The organism is Novosphingobium fuchskuhlense, from assembly GCF_001519075.1.
Taxonomy (GTDB): domain Bacteria; phylum Pseudomonadota; class Alphaproteobacteria; order Sphingomonadales; family Sphingomonadaceae; genus Novosphingobium; species Novosphingobium fuchskuhlense.
Window position 1 is genome coordinate 633,637 of the sequence record NZ_KQ954246.1, and the last position, 18,491, is coordinate 652,127.

Sequence of the window (18,491 nt, forward strand, 5' to 3'; positions counted from 1 at the left end):
GGAGGGAAGGATATGTTCCGCACGTTTCTGGCGCTTGCGCTTGCCCTCGTGCCGATGCTGGCGCGCGCCGAAGCGCCAGCCGCGGGCCAGCGCCTGATCCTCGTCACGATGGACGGCACGCGCTGGCAGGAAGTGTTTCGCGGGGCCGACAAGGCGCTCGTGGCCGATCCGAAGTTCACCCATCCGGACTGGAAGGAGACCGTGGAAAAGGTCTGGAACACCGGGGCCGGGGTAATGCCGTTCGTACACGGCCTCGCCGCACAGGGCGGCGTGCTTTACGGCAACCGCGATGCGGGCGAATGCATGCGCGTCACCAATCCGATGTGGTTTTCCTATCCCGGCTACAACGAGATCCTGACCGGCCGCCCCGATCCCGCGATCACCAGCAACGACAAGGCCTGGAACCGCAACGTCACCTTTCTCGAATGGCTGAACCACCGTCCCGGCTTTGCCGGTGAGGTCCGCATGTACGGCACCTGGGATGTGTTTCCCTATATCATCAACGACAAGCGCAGCGGCGTTCCGGTGAACGGCGAAGCCCCCGGCGCGCTGCCGACCGAGACCCGCACGATGCGCATGGCGCAGGATGCGCTGCGCAGCGCGGCCAATCTGCGCGTGCTCTATGTCGCGCTCGGCGATACCGACGAATTCGCGCACGAGGGCGATTATGCGCAAGTTCTCGCCGCGATGAACCGCGACGATGATTTCATCGCCGAGCTGTGGCGCATGGCGCAGGCAGACCCGGCATGGCGCGGGCGCACCACGCTGATCGTCACCACCGATCACGGCCGCGGCGCAAAGCCCGGTGCGGCGTGGACCGAACACGGCAGCGCCGCCGCATGGAAGCTCGCGCCGCAGGACTACACGATCGCGGATCCCGAGGGCTTCCCCGGCTCCGATGCGATCTGGCTCGCCGCCATCGGCCCCGGCGTCCACCCGGCACCGCTCCTCTCGCTCAAGACCGCCTGCCTCACCCAGAGCCAGATCGCCGCCAGCGCGCTCACCGCGCTGGGCGAGAACTGGCAGGCGTTCGATGCCGGGGCAGGGGCCCCGCTGCCGTTCTTCGGCGGGCGCTAGATCGCCCTAATTGCGCCGCACCCACTTGAGGTCATAGTCCGTCGTCCACGTCTTGCCGCCATCCTCGGTGCCGGTGGCGAGTTCGCGGATCGTCCCGTCCGGCATCAGCATCAGCGCCCAGTGCCGCAGCCGCACCTTCCCGCCCGGCAGCGGCTTCTCGGTCACGAAGAGCATCTCGCCCGGCTTCACGAGATTGCCGCGAAACACCGTGGCCGCGCCGTCGTCGGTGGCCCAGGTATAGCCCCACGAACCCAGCAGCCGCGAATAGTTGAACAAGCCGATGCCATTGCCGGTGGGCCGCCCGTCGGCGCGCTTCCAGTGTTCCTCGATCACGCAATCGTTGAGTATCAGGCTCATCGTCACTTCGTCGGTCTTCTTGTCGCCGCTGTAGACATCCCAGCTGCCGAGGGTGAAATCCTGCTCGCGGAACTTGGCGTCGCTGCGGCAGGTGTCCGCCGTCTGCGCGGCGGCCGGTGCGGCAAGCAGCAGGGTGAGGACGGCGGCGAGAAGCGAACGATGCATCGGCAATCTCCTGTGCGGATCGCGGCGATGAGGCCGCAATTTGGGCGATTGCGCAAGGCCGCATTGCCATTACACATCACCGCAGGGCGGCGCGCTGGAACGGGGGTATGCGATGGGCGAATGGTCTGACAAGGAACTGGGGCTTCATCTGCCGATTGCCCGACGCGATTTCATCGGCGGGGTCGCGGCAGGCGCCGCACTCGCGGCGGCACCAAAGGCGCTCGCCGATGCGCCCGCCGATCCTTCTGCCGGCTATCCCCCGCTCAAGCAGGGCCTGCGCGGCCAGTATCCGGGGTCGTTCGAAGCGGCCCATATGGCGCGCGATGGCGATTTCACCGGCGCGCTTCCGGCCGAAGACAGCGGCGAGCACTATGATCTCGTCATTGTCGGCGGTGGTATCTCCGGCCTGTCCGCCGCCTGGTTCTACCGGCAGGCACTGGGGGACGACCGCCGCATCCTCATCCTCGACAACCACGACGATTTCGGCGGGCACGCCAAGCGCAACGAGTTTACGTACGAGGGCCGCACCATCCTTGCCTACGGCGGCACGATGAGCATCGAATCGCCGTTCCCCTACAGCTTCACCTCGAAGAAGCTGCTGGCGGACCTCGGCGTCGATCTCACCAGCTATGCGCGCTACGAGACCAAGGCCTACGAGGGCCTCGGCTCGGCCACCTTCTTCGACAAGGAGCATTTCCTTGCCGACCGGCTGGTGACGGGTACCGGCGCCAAGCCCTGGCCGCAGTTCTTCGCCGAAGCCCCGCTCACCGGGGCGGTGCGCGCGGACCTCACCCGGCTCTACAGCGAGAAGAAGAACTACCTGCCGGACCTGACCCCTGAAGCGCGCGCGGAATACCTGCGCCACATCGGCTACCAGGATTACCTCACCAAGCACGCCGGGGTCCTGCCCGAAAGCCTGCCGTTCTTCTTCGGCCACTATTTCCGCAACAACAAGCGCGTCGATACGCTGCCCGCGTGGGAAGCCGCGCTGGGCGGGCGGATGCCGGGCTTTGCGGGCATGGATCTGCCCGAGCAGATCACGGCGGAGGCGCAGCACTTCCACTGGCCCGATGGCAACGCCACCGTCGCGCGCCTCCTCGTCAGCCGCCTGATCCCCGGCGCCTTTCCCTCAAGCACGCTCGATCAGGAAAGCGTGGTCCTCGCGCCCGCGCGCTACGCCGCGCTCGACAATCCGGCCAACCCCACGCGCATCCGCCTCTCCAGCATGGTGATCCGCGCCGAACATATCGGCAAGGTGGCCCGCCAGACCGAAAAGGCCGTCCGCGTCGTCTACGTGAAGGACGGCAAGCGCGTCTCGGTGACGGGCGCCAACGTCATCATGGCCTGCTTCAACATGGTGATCCCCTTCATCGTGCCCGATCTTCCGGCCGCGCAGAAGGAGGCGCTGCATTACGCGTCCAAGGTGCCGATGCAGTATACCAACGTGCTGGTGAAGAATTGGCGGCCCTGGGCCAGGCTCGGCGTCAAATCCATCGGCGCGCCCAATGGCTACCATATCGGCGCCTCGCTCGATACGCCGATGGATATCGGAGGGTACAAGAGCGCGCTCACGCCGGACGAGCCGGTGGTGATCCACATGGTGCGCAATCCCAACCAGCCGGGCCTCCCGCGCAAGGAGCAGAACCGCTTGGGCCGCGCGGCCATGCTGGCGGAGGAATACCCCGCCATCGAGCGCGAGATCCGCAGCCAGCTCCAGCGCATGCTGGGCGGGGCCGGCTTCAACGCCGCACGCGATATCGCCGCGATCACGGTCAACCGCTGGCCCCACGGCTATGCCTATACTTACGACACGCTGGGCGATCCCGACGTGCCCGATGAACTGCGCCCCCACGTCCTCGGCCGCCAGACCTTCGGCCGCATCGCCATCGCCAACGCCGACGCCGCCGGCAGCGCCTTCACCAATACCGCCATCGACATGGGCGAACGTGCCGTCCAGGAATGCCTCATCAGCCGGGGGCTCATTTGATCGAACTCTACCACTGCCGCGATGCGCGCTCGTTCCGCGCGCTCTGGGCGCTCGAGGAAATGGGGCTGCCCTACAGGCTCCACACCATGCCGTTCCCGCCGCGCTTTCAGGTGCCGGAGTATCTTGCTCAGAACCCGCTGGGCACGATTCCGCTCCTTGTCGACGGCGAGACCCGGATGACCGAATCCAGCGCGATCCCGCACTATCTGGCCACGCGCCACGGCCCGAGCCCGCTCGCCGTCGCGCCGGACGAGCCCGATTACGGCCTCTACCTCGATTGGCTCCACCGCAGCGAGGCGACGCTCACGTTCCCGCAGACGATCGTGCTGCGCTACACGCGGCTGGAGCCTGAGGAGCGCAGGCTGCAGCAAGCGGCCGACGATTACACCCAGTGGTTCTTCTCGCGGCTCAAGCACCTCACGCGCGCGCTGGCAGAGCCGCGCGAATGGCTCTGCGCCGGCCGCTTCACGATGGCCGATGTGTGCACCGCCTATGCGCTGCTCCTCGCGAAGGACCTTGGCCTCGACTACAAGTTCAGCCCCGAAATCGCGGCCTACTGGGAGCGGGCCAGCGCGCGCCCGGCGTTCCTCGCGGCAAAGGCGGCGCAAAAAGCCTGATCCCAATGCAAAAACGGGGCAGCAGCCTTCCGGCCACCGCCCCGTCATGCTGTCCTCGATTGTCAGCCGATCAGAACTTCACGCTGCCGCGCACGCCGAACGTGCGCGGGGCCTGGAACTGATAGGTATCAGCGCCCGCGTTGAAGTTCTGCGCCGCATAGGCCAGCACCTGCTTGTCGAACACGTTGCGCACATAGGCGGAGACTTCCCAGAAGCTGGCCTCCGGCTTGAACTTCAGGCTGGCGTTGGCCAGCACGTAGTCCGACGAGCGCGTGTCGACGGTGTTGAACACCGAATAGTAGAAGTCCGAGGAATACTTGGCATCGACGTGCGCGGTGAATGTGCCGAACGAGACGGGAAGGTCCTGCTCGATCGAGCCCGATGCGGTGAACTCCGGCGCGTTGGGCAGGCGGTTGCCGCCGATGTCGATCGCAACCGGCGGATTGGCGCCGTTGGTGATCTTGATCCCGTCACCGAACTTGGTGTGGAGATAGGCCGCATTGAGGTTCACGCGGGTATTCTTGCTCGCAAGTGCGGTCAGGCTGCCCTCGATGCCGAACACCTTGGCGTTGCCCACGTTGAACACGCCCGAACCGCTTGAGACGGCGTCGGTGGTCTGCGAGCCCTGATAGCCCTTGTAATTGAAGTAGAACACGCTCGCGTTGAGCTGCAGGGTATTGCCCATCAGCGAGTTCTTGGTGCCGAGCTCGAACGCATCCAGCCGCTCCGGACCGTAGTCGACCGAGGGCGCGCTGCCGTTCGAGTTGAACCCGCCCGACTTGTAGCCGCGGTCATACTTGGCATAGACCAGCGTGCCCGGGGCTGGGCGGTAGTTGAGGCCCGCGTGCCAAGTCGGTTCACCCTTGTCGAGGTTGCCGTTGCCGGGCGTCGTCAACGGGAAGGGCGGGCAGGTGCCCGGCGCCGGGAAGCCGTTGCCGCAGAGCGGGAAGGCGAGCGCGGGCAGGCTGAGCACGGCATTGCCGGTGCGCACCTTCTTGTCCCACGTATAGCGGCCGCCGAGGCTCAGCTGCAGCTGATCGGTCAGAGCGTATTCGATCTGGCCGAACAGCGCCTGCGAACGGGTCAGGATGTTGTAATCGAACTTGATGCCGTAGCGGTTCGACTGGTCGGCATTGGGCGCGCCGGTCAGGAAGCCGCCGGGGCCGAACAGCGGGCCGGTCATGTCGAGGTTGAAGATCCCCGAATTGACCACGTTCTTTTCCTGGAAATAGAAATACCCGGCCTGGAAGAAGAGCTTGCCGCCCTTGTCGTTGCTCACGCGGAATTCGTGGTTCCAGGTCTTGGGGGTTTCCTGCTGGCGGAACTGGCGGTTGGCGGGATAGCCGCCGGTGGCATCGAGCCGGTTGCGCCAGTCGGCGCTGTCATAGCCGCCGGAATAGATGAAGTTGAGGCCCATGTCGGCGCTGTAGGCCGCTTCCCAGCGCACGCGGTCGGTGTCGAGCTTGGTCAGGGTCGGGGCAAAGCTGGTGAAGGTCTTGGCCTTGCCGAAATCGGGCGCGGGGCCGCCAAGGGGCCCGCGGAACTGCGCGTCGCCGTTCACGTCGCGGTTGTCGTGCTGATAGGAAACCCACAGCGAAAGGCCGTTGTCGCCCTTGTAGAGCGCCTGGATGCGGCCCGACTTGAAGTTCTCGTCGTCGCCATCGAAGGCAGGGCCGGTCGAGCTGCGATAGCCCTTGTGGCTCAGGATCGTGCCCGAGGCGCGCACCGCAAAGCCCGATGCGAGCTGGACGTTGATGCCCGCTTCACCGTTGAAGGTCTTGTAGTTGCCGGCCTCGATGCTGCCATAGGCGCCGGTGCGCATTTCGGGGCGGTTGGTCACGATGCTGACAAGGCCGCCCGTCGAGTTGCGGCCCTGCAGCGTACCCTGCGGGCCCTTGAGCACTTCGATGCGCGCCACGTCATAGAACGACGAGCTGATCGCGAACGAACGGTTGGTGAAGAAGCCGTCGCGGGTGATCGGCACGGAAGGGTCGCCGATTTCGGTGACGTCGGTCGAGGCGATGCCGCGCACCGCGACGTAAGCCGCGCCGGTCGAGTTCGTCACGTTCACGCTGGGGTCGATCTGGGCGAGGTCACGCACGGTGTTGACGCCCTGCTCTGCCAGCTTGGCACCGGTGTAGACGTTGAGCGCGATCGGGGTGTCCTGCGCGCTGGAGGCAACGCGGTTCGCGGTGACGACGATCTCGCCAAGGCCTTCTGCAGGCTTTGCGGCATCGGTGGCGGCGGTTTCCTGCGCGGCGGCAGGGGCGGCCAGTGCGAACAGGCTGGCGCCCAGCAGGAAAGAAACAGCAGTGGTGGCCTTCATGGAGTCTCCCCTTGAATTGGAATCTTTTGATAGAATTAGATTAGTAATGCTCATTCTAATACGGGTATCCGAAACGGACGTCAATACGGCCCCCGAAGCAGCGCGGAACAGGGCGTCGGAGGTGGTGCGTCTGGGCAACGGTCTGTCCTACAACGCGCAAGTCTGTCAGGATCTGCCGATGGTTTCCGCGCTCTTTGCCAGCATGACCCGCTTGATCGACCGGCTCGATCAAAAGGCTTGCAGTGATCGAATGCAATTATTCCCTAGGGCAGTGTCAACCGTGTCAACCTCGCGGGTGCGGACCCGTCCGGATGGGCCTGATGACACTGGCGTCGCACACTGCTAACGGGCCCGCATGACCGACCTTTCGCTGATCCGTAACTTCTCCATCATCGCGCACATCGACCACGGCAAGTCGACCCTTGCCGACCGGCTGATCCAGTACACCGGCGGGCTCTCCGAACGCGAGATGAGCGAGCAGGTGCTTGACAACATGGACATCGAGCGCGAGCGCGGGATCACCATCAAGGCGCAGACGGTCCGGCTCGACTACACCGGCAAGGACGGCAAGACCTATCAGCTCAACCTGATGGACACCCCCGGCCACGTCGACTTCGCCTATGAGGTCAGCCGCAGTCTCGCCGCCTGCGAGGGCGCGCTGCTGGTGGTCGATGCGGCGCAGGGCGTCGAGGCGCAGACGCTGGCCAACGTCTACCAGTCGATCGAGCACGACCACGAGATCGTGCCCGTCATCAACAAGATCGACCTGCCCGCCGCCGAGCCCGAGAAGGTGCGCGCCGAGATCGAGGAAGTCATCGGCATCGATGCGAGCGAGGCTGTGCTGACCAGCGCCAAGTCCGGCATCGGCATCGAGGAAGTGCTGGATGCGGTGGTCGCGCGCATTCCCCCGCCCAAGGGCGACCGGACCGCGCCCTTAAAGGCGATGCTGGTCGATTCCTGGTACGACCCCTACCTCGGCGTCGTCATCCTCGTCCGCGTCATCGACGGCGTCATCAAGAAGGGCCTCCAGGTCAAGTTCATGGCTGGCGGCACCGAGCACCTGATCGACCGCGTCGGCTGCATGCGGCCCAAGCTGCAGGTGCTCGATGAACTGGGGCCGGGTGAAATTGGCATCATCACCGCACAGATCAAGGAAGTGGCGCAGGCCCGCGTGGGTGATACGATCACCACCGTGAAGCAGGGCGCGACGCAGGCGCTGGCTGGCTTCAAGGAAGTCCAGCCGGTGGTGTTCTGCGGCCTGTTCCCGGTCGATGCGGCGGACTTTGAAAAGCTGCGCGAGAGCATTGGCAAGCTGCGCCTGAACGACGCCAGCTTCTCGTTCGAGATGGAAAGCTCGGCGGCATTGGGCTTCGGCTTCCGCTGCGGCTTCCTTGGCCTGCTGCATCTGGAAATCATCCAGGAACGCCTCAGCCGCGAATACGACCTCGACCTCATCACCACTGCGCCCTCGGTGGTCTACCGCCTGACGATGACCGACGGCACGGTGAAGGAACTGCACAATCCGGCGGACATGCCCGATCCGGTCAAGATCCGCGAAATGGAGGAGCCGTGGATCAAGGCGACGATCTACACGCCCGACGAATACCTCGGCTCGATCCTCAAGCTCTGCCAGGACCGCCGCGGCGTCCAGACCGGGTTGACCTATGTCGGCGGCCGCGCACAGGTGAGCTATGAACTGCCGCTCAACGAAGTGGTGTTCGATTTCTACGACCGCCTCAAGTCGATCAGCCGCGGCTACGCCAGCTTCGACTATGAGCAGATCGGCCTGCGCGAGGGCGATCTCGTTATGATGAACATCCTCGTCAACAACGAGCCGGTCGATGCGCTCTCGATGGTCGTCCACCGCAGCCAGGCCGACCCGCGCGGGCGCCACCTCGTCGAGCGGCTCAAGGACCTCATCCCGCGCCACATGTTCAAGATCCCGATCCAGGCCGCGATCGGCGCCAAGGTGATCGCGCGCGAGACGATCAGCGCGATGCGCAAGGACGTGACCGCCAAGTGCTACGGCGGTGACATCAGCCGCAAGAAGAAGCTCCTCGAAAAGCAGAAAGAGGGCAAGAAGCGGATGCGCGAATACGGCAACGTCACCATCCCGCAGGAGGCGTTCATCGCCGCGCTCAGGATGGGCGAGGAGTGAGGCGCGCCGGGCAGCCTAGGCGCCCGGCTCCTTGTGCAGCCACTCCGCGTGGCGCGGGGCGCGTTTGGTCCGGCTCCATTCCTCGAGCATGAGCGGGGCGAGCGCGGCGAGTGCCTCGTACTGCTCCGCCGTGCCGATGTTGCAGGCCAGCTCGAGGCGGTGGCCGTTGGGATCGAAGAAATAGATCGAGCGGAACACGCCGTGGTAGGTCGGCCCGAGCACGGCGATCCCCTGCGCCTCCAGATGGGCCTTGGCCGCATGGAGCGCGGCTTCGTCGGCCACTTCGAACGCGAGGTGCTGCACCCACGCGGGGGTGTTGGGATCGCGGCCCATCTCCGGCTGGTTCGGCAGTTCGAAGAAGGCCAGCACATTGCCGCCGCCGCATTCTAGGAACACGTGCATGTAGGGATCATGCTCGCCGGTCGAGGGCACGGTGTCCTCGGCAAAGGCGGTGGTATAGCGCATGCCCATCACGCGCTCGTACCACTCGACGGTCTCCTTCGCGTCGCGGCAGCGGTAGGCGACATGGTGGATGCGCTGGAGGGGCGGGATCATGCTGCGCTCTCCTCGACCTGCAGGACGCCGCCCAAAACCCCCCGGCGCATCTGATCGCGCTCCATCGACTGGAACAGCGCGGTGAAATTGCCCTCGCCGAAGCCTTCGTCCTTCTTGCGCTGGATGAATTCAAAGAACACCGGGCCGATCTGCGTTTCGGAGAAAATCTGGAGGAGCAGGCGCGGATCGCCGGCTTCGGTCGAGCCATCGAGCAGGATGCCGCGCTGCTGCAGGTCCTCGACCGGCTCGCCGTGCCCGGGCAGACGCTCGTCCAGCATCTCATAGTATGTCGCGGGCGGGGCGGTCATGAACGGGGTGCCGAGCGCCTTCAGCCGGTCCCATGCGCCGATGAGGTCGTCGCAAGCAAAGGCGATGTGCTGGATGCCCTCGCCATTGTAGGCGCGCAGGAATTCCTCGATCTGGCCGCCGCCGGCTTTGGCCTCTTCGTTGAGCGGGATGCGGATCTTGCCATCGGGCGCGGTCATCGCGCGGCTGGTGAGGCCGGTGTATTCGCCCTTGATGTCGAAATAGCGGATTTCGCGGAAATTGAAGATGCGCTCGTAGAACGCCGCCCAGTGCGCCATGCGGCCGCCGTAGACGTTGTGGGTGAGGTGATCGATGGTGTGGAAGCCGGCGCCCCTGGGCTGGCGGTCGACGCCGGGCAGATAGACGAAGTCGATGTCGTAGATCGAAAGATCGCCGAGCGGAGAGCCTTCGTAGCGGTCGATCAGGTAGATGATCGCGCCGCCGATGCCGCGGATCGCAGGCAGGCTGAGTTCCATCGGCCCGGTGCGCACCTCGACCGGCTCTGCGCCGCGCGCCAGCGCCATGGCATAGGCCTGCGCGGCATTGCGCACGCGCCAGCCCATGCCGCAAGCCGAGGGGCCATGTTCGGCGGCGAACCACGCGGCGGGGCTTTTCGGTTCGTAGTTGGCGATGAGGTTGATACCACCCTGCCGCCAGAGCTGCACCGCCTTGGAACGGTGGTTGGCGATATGGGTGAAGCCCATCGCGGCGAACACGGGTTCGAGCAGGCCGGGCTGGCTCGCGGAAAACTCGATGAACTCGAAGCCGTCGAGGCCCATAGGATTGTCGAACAGATCGGTCGTGCTGGTCTGGGCGTTCACCGTGCGTCTCCCTCGTTCCTGATTTGCGGGGCAATCATAGCGGAAAGGCCATGCATCGTCCGCGCAAAGATTGCAGTGTGAAGGCCCCTTCGTGCGTGATTTGCGCATGATTTGATAATACGGCGCAAGTATAAGGCATGTATCCTCCGCTGCGCCCGACCGATGGTGCGAGCGGGGAAAGGGGCATCGGTGGTGCCTTGCCTTGCCCTGTCTTGCGGCTAGAACGCCTTGGCAGCCTGCGGATGCGCGGGCCGGCAGGGGGCAGGCACGTGCGCATTATCGATATCTCGCAGCGGCTTGATGCATCGACGCCGCTTTGGCCGGGCGAACCGGCCCTCGTCGTCAGCCATCACGCCCGGATCAGCGAGACGTGTTCGGTGAACGTTGGCGCGGTCCACATGGCGCTGCATTCCGGCACCCATGCCGATGCGCCGTTCCACTATGACGTGGCCGGGCAGTCGAGCGCCGAGACCGCGCTGGAGCCCTATATCGGACGCTGCGTGGTGGTGGATGTCCGCCGCTGTGCCGGAAGCGCGGTGGACGTCGGCGATATCGACTGGTCTACGCTCGCTGCGGCAGCGGCGCCGCGTGTGCTGCTGCGGACTTATGAAGGCTTTCCTCATGCGGCCTGGGATGCCGGCTTCCGTGCCGTCTCGGCCGAGGTGATCCGGCGCCTTGCGGGCCTTGGCGTCGTGCTGGTCGGCACCGATGCGGCCTCGCTCGATCCGCAGGATTCGAAGACGATGGAGGCGCATCACGCCGTTCGAGCGGCGGATATGCGCATTCTGGAAGGGCTGGTTCTCGATGGCGTGGCGGCTGGGGTCTACGAACTGATTGCCCTGCCGCTGCCGCTCGCCGGCGCGGATGCGAGCCCGGTGCGGGCGGTGCTGCGCGAGATCGCGGCATGAGCGGGTGGAGCCGCGCGGCGCTCGAGGCACTGGACCGCGATGACCCGCTGGCGCGGTTTCGCGCGGGCTTTCAGCTGCGCGAGGGGCTGCTCTACCTCGACGGCAATTCGCTCGGCGCGCTGCCGCAGCGGACCATGTCCCGGCTTGAACAGACCGTGCGCGGCGAATGGGGCGAGGGCCTCATCACGTCATGGCTCGGAGCCGAGTGGATCACCGCTCCGCGCCGGGTGGGCGACAAGATCGCCGCGCTGCTGGGTGCCGCGCCGGGGGAAGTGATCGTGGCGGATTCCACCTCGGTGAATCTGTTCAAGGCGATCACCGCCGCGCTCTCGCTGCGGCCCGAGCGCGGGGTGATCCTGTCCGAGGCGGGCAATTTCCCCACCGATGTCTACATGATGCAAGGCATCGCCGCGTTTTCGGGCGGACGGGTGCGCGCGGAAACCGTGGCACCGGAGGCGGTGCTGGCGCGGCTGGACAGCGACGTGGCGGTGCTGGTGCTCACGCAGGTCCACTACAAGAGCGGCGCGGTGCGCGACATGGCCGCCGTGACCCGGCGCGCGCATGAGGCCGGGGCACTGGTGGTCTGGGATCTCAGCCACAGCGCGGGGGCGCTGCCGGTGGACCTGAATGGCGCGGACGCGGACTTCGCCGTCGGCTGCGGGTACAAGTTCCTGAACGGCGGGCCGGGCGCGCCGGCCTATATCTTCGTGGCGCAGCGCCATCAGGCGGCGGCCATGCCGGTGCTGTCGGGCTGGATGGGCCATGCCGAACCGTTCGCCTTCGAGGACGACTATCGCCCGGCGGCCGGGATCGAGCGGTTCCTCTGCGGCACGCCTTCGGTGCTGGCGATGACCGCGCTCGAATGCGGGATCGACCTGATGGCCGAGGCGGACATGGCGGCGATCCGCGCCAAGTCGCTGGCGCTGGGGCGCGTGTTCATGGACCTGATGGACGAACAGTGCGCAGGGCTGGGGTTCACGCTGGTGAGCCCGCGCGATGATGCGCAGCGCGGCAGCCAGATCGCCTATGCGCATCCGCACGGATACGGGATCATGCAGGCGCTGAAGGAGCGCGGCCTGATCGGCGATTTCCGCGCGCCCGATGTGCTGCGCTTTGGGCTGACACCGCTTTATCTGCGCTATGCCGACATGCTGGATGCCGTCTCGCTGATCCGCGAGGTGTGCGAAGCCCGTGCCTGGGACGATCCGCGCTGGAAGGTGCGCGCTGCGGTGACCTGAAGCCGGGGAGCCGCCGCGTGAAGCCCTTGCGCCGCGGGGATGGGTGCCGCAAGACTTCTCCGGTCAACAACCGGAGAGGGAAGACCGAATGACGGCCTATGTTGTGTTCATCAAGGACGGCGTGAACGATCAGGCGGAACTGGACCAGTACAATGCCAAGGCGGGCGCTTCGATCGCAGGGCATCCGCTGAAGCCGCTGGCGTTCTATGGCCCCAATGAAACCTGGGAGGGCCCCACGGCCGAAGGCCTCGTCATCATCGAGTTTCCCGATATCGAGGCGGCGAAGGCCTGGTACAACAGCCCGGCCTATCAGGACGCCAAGGTTCACCGCCTCAAGGGCGCGTCGTACCGCGTCATGGTGACCGAAGGGGTCGGCTGAAAGCAGTTGCAAGGCGGGGGCGTTGCGGCAAGATGGCGGCATGGCCCCCGCCCATCAGACGATCTCGCGCAGCTCGATGCTGATTGCGGGCTTCTCGACCGTCGTCGAGTGGTACGATTTCACCCTCTACATCTATGTCGCGACGATCCTTTCGCGGGTGATGTTCGGCGGCGGCGAGGGCTCGCTGGCGGCGGTGCTGGCGGGCTTTGCCATTTCCTACCTGATGCGGCCGCTGGGCGCGCTGGCCATGGGCCACTATGGCGACCGGCACGGGCGGCGACGCGCCATGCTGCTTTCAATGGCGGTGATGACGGCAGCCATGCTCGGCTGCGCGGTGATGCCCACCCATGCCGAGATCGGCCCGGCGGCTGGCTTCCTCCTGCTCGCGCTGCGCTGCGTGATGGCTTTTGCGGTGGGCGGCGAATACACCGGCGTGGTCGCCTATCTGATCGAGGGGGCGGGGCCGCACCGGCGCGGTCTGATCACCAGCTGCGCTTCGGCGGCGAGCGAAGTGGGGGCGCTGCTGGCTGTCGGTGTGGCGGCGCTGACGAGCTGGGCTTTGCCGGCGACCACGCTCGACGCGTGGGGCTGGCGCATCCCGTTTCTGGTCGGGGCGATGCTGGCTGGCGGCGTGCTGCTGGCCCGGGCAAACATGGACGAATCGCCCGAGTTCGAACGCCAGCGCGCGGCGGGCACGGTGCCCGAAAGCCCGCTGCGCCATGCCATCACGCACCAGCGCAAGGGCATCCTGCGCGGCTTCGCGATCTCCGCGCTGGGCTCGATCAGCTACTATGTCGGGATCACCTATGTGCCGGCCTTCCTCGCCTCGGTCGGCGCGGTGGGCGAGGGCGCAGGCCTCGCGCTTTCGACCGTGGCGGCTTTCGTGGTGATCGCGGTGACCCCGCTGGTGGGGGCGCTTTCCGACCAGATCGGGCGCAGGCCGGTGCTGATCGGCATTGCCTGTCTTTGCGCAGCGGGGCCGAGCACGCTGTTTGCGCTGATGGCGCATGGCGGGGTCTGGCCGGCGCTGGTGGGGGCGGTGCTGCTGGCCGCGCTCGGCGGTGCGTGGAGCGCGGTGGGCGCGGTGGCGACGGCGGAGCAGTTTTCGGGCGAGGCGCGGCTTTCGGGGCTGGCGCTGGGCGTCACGAGCGCGACCGCCCTGTTTGGCGGGGTGACGCCGCTGGTCGCGCAGATGCTCCTGGAAGGGACGGGCTGGCCCCCGGTGCCCGGTGCGATGATTGCGGTGGTGGCGCTGGCGATCCTGCCGGTGCTCTGGCGCATTCCCGAAACCGCGCCGCGTGCAGGGTGGACAGCGGAGCCGCAGCCGATATAGTTCGTGCACCTAACTATAATCGGAGAGGGTGATGGTGACGCTGGCGACGGATGATATCGAACAAACCGCGCGGCAGGCTCCGGCGCTGATCCGCTATCTCGATGAGGGTGCGTTCGTCACCCGGCGCTATGTGAGCCAGGGCGCGGAAATCAACACCGGCGACTACCGCGACTATCCGGCGGTCGTGCGCGACGGGATGCCGATCCGCGACCATTTTTCGCTCGATACGCATGGCTTCCTCATTGCCAGTCACGAGACCGCGATCGCGGACTTCCACGACAAGGCCGCTGTAGATGCCGGGTACCAGCGCGAAGTCGAGGCGCTCGTCGCGAAGCTGACGGGCGCGGACAAGGTGGCGACGCAGGGGTGGATGATCCGCACCTCGGGCGATCTGACGGCTCGGGCGCAGGAGAAGGTCGAGGGCTACGTCCATTCGGGCGGGATCCAGCCCCCGGCGGGCGAGGCGCATGTCGATTACAACGTGCTGACCGGCGAGCGCATCGCCGCACGCGTCTATGGCCAGGCCTTTCCGGATGGGCCGGGCTACAAGCGCTATGTCTGCTTTTCGCTGTGGCGCACGTTTTCGCCTGGCCCGCAGGACTGGCCGCTGGCGGTCTGCGACGGGCGAACGGTGTCGGACGCGGAAACCGCCTCCAACACCCTGTTCGTGGTCGATCAATTTCCCGAAGGCGATGCACTGACCGCGCCGGTCGAGGGCGAGGACCAGATGACCGCAGCGACGATCTTCCGCCATCGGCCCGAGCACCGCTGGTGGTATTTCTCTAACATGGCGAAGGACGACGTCCTGCTGTTCAAGTTCCAGGACAGCGACCATTCGGTCACCTGGCGCTGCCCGCACACCGCCTTCCACGATACCAGCTTCCCCGATGCGAAGATCCGTGAAAGCATCGAAGTGCGCGGGGTGGCGTTTTTCGAATAGCGCCTAGGGCACCGCTTTTGCCGGGGGCAGGCAGGGCACATCCGGGGCCAGCCAGTCGATCTCGTCGGTGGTGGGAACCTTGGTGCCGGTGAAGATGCGGCCCTTCACGTCGCTCGGCTCGTGGAACACATAGGCCATGCTGTTGTCGAAATCGGGGATGCGCGCGTTGTCGGCGCGGGCAAGCGCGGCCGTGATTTCCCGCGCTTCGATGCGTGAGCCGCGCACCATGCGGATCGCGCCGTCGCGGAATTCGAACGCGCGGTAGTACTGGCGACCGAACATGCGGGTGTTGAAGCCCGGCTTCGAGGTCCATTCGCCGGGCTTGGTGCTGGTCGGCACGCGCAGTGTGGTGACGTAGCAGGAGTAGTTCGATGCCTGCGCCCACGGCGCCTGCTGATCCTGCTCGGGCGGGCGCACGCGCTTTTCGGGCGGGCTGAAGCCGCCGCCGGCAAGCGCCAGCTGGTGCCCGCCGCCGCCGGTGCCTTCCCAGTCCACCGTGCCCGAGCCGACGACTTTCAGCACGCTGGCCCCGGCCTTTTCGTCATAGCGCCACTGGACGTCCTCGATGGTCTGCCAGGTATCGCCGGTGAGGCGCTGGCGCATGGCGTCGAGCAGCTGGGCGGGCGGCACCGCCGAAAACTGCTGCTGCAGCTGCAGGCCGGCCAGCCCGCGCACGATCGCGGTGCTGGTGATATGCGCCGGCTTGTCGAACCCGGCGCGGGCATCGACGTCGAACAGGGTGATCTCGTCGGGCCGGGTAGGCGGCTGCCACGGGATATCGAGGATCGGGCTGCCCTCGCTCGTCACCGGCACCACGCCGCGCAGCGGCAGCACCGGGTCGAGCGCCGGGCCTGAGACCGGCGGCAGCGTGCCATCGAGCCAGTAGGTCTTGCCGCCGATCCGCGCGCGCACGAACACGTGATCGAACAGCTTCGCGTTGGGCAGATGCGCCGCCAGTCCGTCGTCGAGGCCCTGCGTGCTGGCGATCACCGGTTCGGCGGCGATGCCCAGTTCGCCCAGTAGCGCCAGGAGCAGCGCCGTCTTGGCCTTGCAATCGCCGAAGCGGCGCTGCCAGGTTTCATCCGCCGCAGCGGGCGTGAAATTGCCGCCGTTGAGGCCGACGTAAATGTAGCGCACGTCCTGCTGCACCAGCTTGAGCGCAGCGGCGGCCCGCTCCAGCGGATCGGCATGGGCGGCCGCGATCCGCGCGGCTTCCTTGCGCAGCGGCGAATCCGGCGCGAGCGTGGCGGCGCGGGTGAACAGCGGGGCGAACTGGCGCGAGAAGGCGGGCCAGTCGGCAAAGGTCGAGTATTCGAGAATGCGCTGCCATTGCAGGCGCGGCGGCGCGTCCTTGAGCGGCTGGCGCACGGGCGGATTGTCCATGCGAAGCACCACCCGGTCCGCGCTCACGCTGGCGGCCGGGGCAAGATCGGGCGTAAGCGCATAGGCGGGCTTGCGATCCTTGTCCCAGTTCAGCTCGATCCGGTAGCGGCCGGGCGGCGGTGTCGGCGCCAGAAACAGCAGGCCCGATACGTTGCGGCCCAGCGTGGGATCGGACACGGTGGTGGTCATCGCCACTTCCAGCTCGTCGCCCACGCGCAGATCCGGCACATGGAGCACGGCGGTGAGCATGCCGTCGAGCTTGGCGGCTTCGAGCTGGTCCTCGCGGCGCAGAACCTCGAACTTCGCCTGCGCCAGCACATCGATCACCTCGCCGTTGCGGTAGACCTTGATCGTGTGGACGGTGGTGGGGCCGTTCGCCGGGTTCCAGCCCAGGGCGAGATTGCCCATCTGCAGCGCGGCCGAATTGAGCAGGCGCACGCGGTAGCCGGTATAGTCCTGCTCACCCTTCGCATCGACGTGCACGATCACGTCCTGATAGCGCATGAACAGCGGGCCGCCGGCGTTCTCCGGAACCGGCAGCGGTTCGGAAGCCTTGGCCCAGGCCGGGGCGGGTGCGCGCTGCACCTCGTTGTTGGCGGCTGCGTTCGGCGCATCGGTCGCCGGGGCCGCAGCAGTGGCAGGGGCGGGGAAAGCCGCGGCGAGAACCGTGCCGGCGGCGAGAATCTGCAAGGCTGGACGCAAGGGGTATGCTCCGTAGCGGCCGGAACCATGTGCCCGGCGCGGTCTGATCATGCCGCAAAGCAAGCCGCATGCAAGCGCGCGCAGACCCGATGCGGCACGCGATCCGCACCGTATTGGCGCGATAGGCCTTCCTCAGCCCAGCGGCGCAAGGCTGCCGAGCACCCGCGCGACAAGCTGGGCCTGCCCGCTCGTGCCGGTCTTGGCATAGAGCCGCTTGGAATAGTTGCGTGCGGTCTCCGGCGTCAGGCCGAGGCGGCCTCCGGCCTCGAGGATCGTTTCGCCCTGCGCGAGGCCGATGGCGAGTGCAGCTTCACGCGGGGACAGGCCGTGGATGGCGGCAAGGATCGGCGCAGCGTTGGCGGGCAGGGCAGATGACTCGCTGCGGATCACGCCGATCACGGCGGCGCCCGATCCGGACGGCGCCGGTCGCAGTAGGAGGTGGCGCGTGCCAAGCGGGATCAGGCGGCGGTTTTCAGACGAGGCTTCGGTGAGTGCCTGGCAGGCGGCTTCCAGCGCGCGGGCGGTCTCGGGCAGAAGCTGGAGGCGGCGCAGCGGGCCCGGGTCTGCGCTGAAGGCGAGCTGCCGTTCGGCCTCGGGGTCGGCGGCGAGGACCTGCCCGCTGGCGGTGAAGGCGACTTCGCCGATGCCCAGAAGGACAAGGGCGCTTTCGGCGATCCCGGCGCGCAGTTCGGCGCGGCCGAGCGCGGCGCGGACGGTGAGCGCGGCCGTCAGATGCGGGGCGAGGGCGGCAAGGAGCGCGCTGTCCGCTGCGCCCAGATCCTCTCGCTCGCGCGTGAGGAGCAGCCAGGCATCGCCGCCTGAAGCAGCCGCGACGTGGACCGCGCGCGCATGGTTGATGCGCATGGCTCCCAGCGCCGCGCGCTGTGCCCCGAGGTGCGCGGGTCTGTCGAAATCGAGCATCTCGCCGAGCGTGTAGACGCGGGCCGTGCGCATGGCGATGCCGGGGAACAGACCCAGTGCGGCAAGGCGGACCAGATCGAGCGGGGGATCACTTGCCGCGCGCGCGGCATCGGCGCGCACGGTGAGCCCCGGCTCGGCCGAGCCGGGCGGTGCCAGCGCCAGTGCGGCCCGGCGCGCGCCTGTGCGCTGGAGCAGGTTGGCAAGGAAGCGCTGCCACGGCGGATCCTCCAGCAGACCCTCCATGAGCGGGAGGTAAAGCTCGCGTTGATCGGTCGAAAGGAATGCCATGGCGTCTTGCTCCCATATGGGAGCTTTGCA

At 66.8% G+C, this 18,491-nt stretch carries 15 protein-coding genes; 9 read left to right on the forward strand and 6 right to left on the reverse strand.

Annotation, left to right across the window (positions count from 1 at the left end; genetic code table 11):
* Positions 1-12 precede the first annotated feature (12 nt).
* Complete coding sequence (locus tag AQZ52_RS16835; RefSeq protein ID WP_067913640.1) at positions 13-1,077, forward strand: hypothetical protein; 1,065 nt, start codon at positions 13-15, stop codon at positions 1,075-1,077.
* A 6-nt stretch (positions 1,078-1,083) separates the two neighbouring features.
* Here AQZ52_RS16835 and AQZ52_RS16840 read toward each other — a convergent pair whose 3' ends face one another.
* Positions 1,084-1,599 carry a hypothetical protein gene (locus tag AQZ52_RS16840; protein WP_067913643.1) on the reverse strand — a complete coding sequence of 172 codons (516 nt, stop codon included), beginning with the start codon at positions 1,597-1,599 and terminating at the stop codon, positions 1,084-1,086.
* A 112-nt stretch (positions 1,600-1,711) separates the two neighbouring features.
* On the opposite strand from AQZ52_RS16840, the gene AQZ52_RS16845 reads away from it, so the two are divergent.
* Together AQZ52_RS16845 and AQZ52_RS16850 are read left to right on the forward strand one after the other, a co-directional pair.
* A complete protein-coding gene (locus AQZ52_RS16845; RefSeq protein ID WP_067913646.1) occupies positions 1,712-3,586 on the forward strand; it encodes an NAD(P)-binding protein in 1,875 nt (624 codons plus the stop codon).
* Positions 3,583-4,203: a glutathione S-transferase family protein gene (locus AQZ52_RS16850; RefSeq protein WP_067913648.1), complete on the forward strand. Its 621-nt coding sequence runs from the start codon at positions 3,583-3,585 to the stop codon at positions 4,201-4,203. The genes AQZ52_RS16845 and AQZ52_RS16850 overlap by 4 nt, the downstream gene beginning before the upstream one ends.
* A 70-nt stretch (positions 4,204-4,273) precedes the next feature.
* Here AQZ52_RS16850 and AQZ52_RS16855 read toward each other — a convergent pair whose 3' ends face one another.
* Positions 4,274-6,529 carry a TonB-dependent receptor gene (locus tag AQZ52_RS16855; RefSeq protein ID WP_067913656.1) on the reverse strand — a complete coding sequence of 752 codons (2,256 nt, stop codon included), beginning with the start codon at positions 6,527-6,529 and terminating at the stop codon, positions 4,274-4,276.
* 355 nt (positions 6,530-6,884) lie between these two features.
* Here AQZ52_RS16855 and lepA point away from each other — a divergent pair, with 355 nt between their 5' ends.
* The gene (lepA, locus tag AQZ52_RS16865) at positions 6,885-8,687 is read left to right on the forward strand and encodes a translation elongation factor 4 (RefSeq protein WP_067913660.1); all 1,803 of its coding nucleotides are present in this window, start codon (positions 6,885-6,887) and stop codon (positions 8,685-8,687) included.
* A 15-nt stretch (positions 8,688-8,702) separates the two neighbouring features.
* Here the strand turns inward: lepA and AQZ52_RS16870 are convergent, their stop codons facing one another.
* Together AQZ52_RS16870 and hppD are read right to left on the reverse strand one after the other, a co-directional pair.
* Entirely contained in the window at positions 8,703-9,242 is a 540-nt protein-coding gene (locus AQZ52_RS16870) for a VOC family protein (protein WP_067913663.1), read from the reverse strand.
* A complete protein-coding gene (gene hppD, locus AQZ52_RS16875) occupies positions 9,239-10,327 on the reverse strand; it encodes a 4-hydroxyphenylpyruvate dioxygenase (protein WP_067914173.1) in 1,089 nt (362 codons plus the stop codon). Before hppD ends, AQZ52_RS16870 begins: the two co-directional genes overlap by 4 nt.
* 311 nt (positions 10,328-10,638) lie before the next feature.
* Between hppD and kynB the strand changes: the two genes are divergently transcribed.
* From kynB to AQZ52_RS16900, 5 genes are all read left to right on the forward strand, one after another.
* Positions 10,639-11,277 (forward strand): arylformamidase, encoded by a 639-nt coding sequence (gene kynB, locus AQZ52_RS16880; protein WP_240481727.1) that lies wholly within the window; start codon positions 10,639-10,641, stop codon positions 11,275-11,277.
* On the forward strand, positions 11,274-12,515 hold the full coding sequence (gene kynU / locus AQZ52_RS16885; RefSeq protein WP_067913671.1) for a kynureninase: 1,242 nt from the start codon (positions 11,274-11,276) through the stop codon (positions 12,513-12,515). Before kynB ends, kynU begins: the two co-directional genes overlap by 4 nt.
* 88 nt (positions 12,516-12,603) lie before the next feature.
* Positions 12,604-12,894 (forward strand): DUF1330 domain-containing protein, encoded by a 291-nt coding sequence (locus tag AQZ52_RS16890; RefSeq protein ID WP_067913673.1) that lies wholly within the window; start codon positions 12,604-12,606, stop codon positions 12,892-12,894.
* Between the two features lie 40 nt (positions 12,895-12,934).
* On the forward strand, positions 12,935-14,227 hold the full coding sequence (locus AQZ52_RS16895) for an MFS transporter (RefSeq protein WP_067913675.1): 1,293 nt from the start codon (positions 12,935-12,937) through the stop codon (positions 14,225-14,227).
* Between the two features lie 31 nt (positions 14,228-14,258).
* The gene (locus AQZ52_RS16900) at positions 14,259-15,167 is read left to right on the forward strand and encodes a CmcJ/NvfI family oxidoreductase (RefSeq protein ID WP_067913678.1); all 909 of its coding nucleotides are present in this window, start codon (positions 14,259-14,261) and stop codon (positions 15,165-15,167) included.
* A 3-nt stretch (positions 15,168-15,170) separates the two neighbouring features.
* Here AQZ52_RS16900 and AQZ52_RS16905 read toward each other — a convergent pair whose 3' ends face one another.
* Entirely contained in the window at positions 15,171-17,252 is a 2,082-nt protein-coding gene (locus tag AQZ52_RS16905) for a DUF3857 domain-containing protein (protein WP_240481729.1), read from the reverse strand.
* 132 nt (positions 17,253-17,384) lie between these two features.
* Positions 17,385-18,461 carry a helix-turn-helix transcriptional regulator gene (locus AQZ52_RS16910; protein ID WP_067913681.1) on the reverse strand — a complete coding sequence of 359 codons (1,077 nt, stop codon included), beginning with the start codon at positions 18,459-18,461 and terminating at the stop codon, positions 17,385-17,387.
* Positions 18,462-18,491 lie beyond the last annotated feature (30 nt).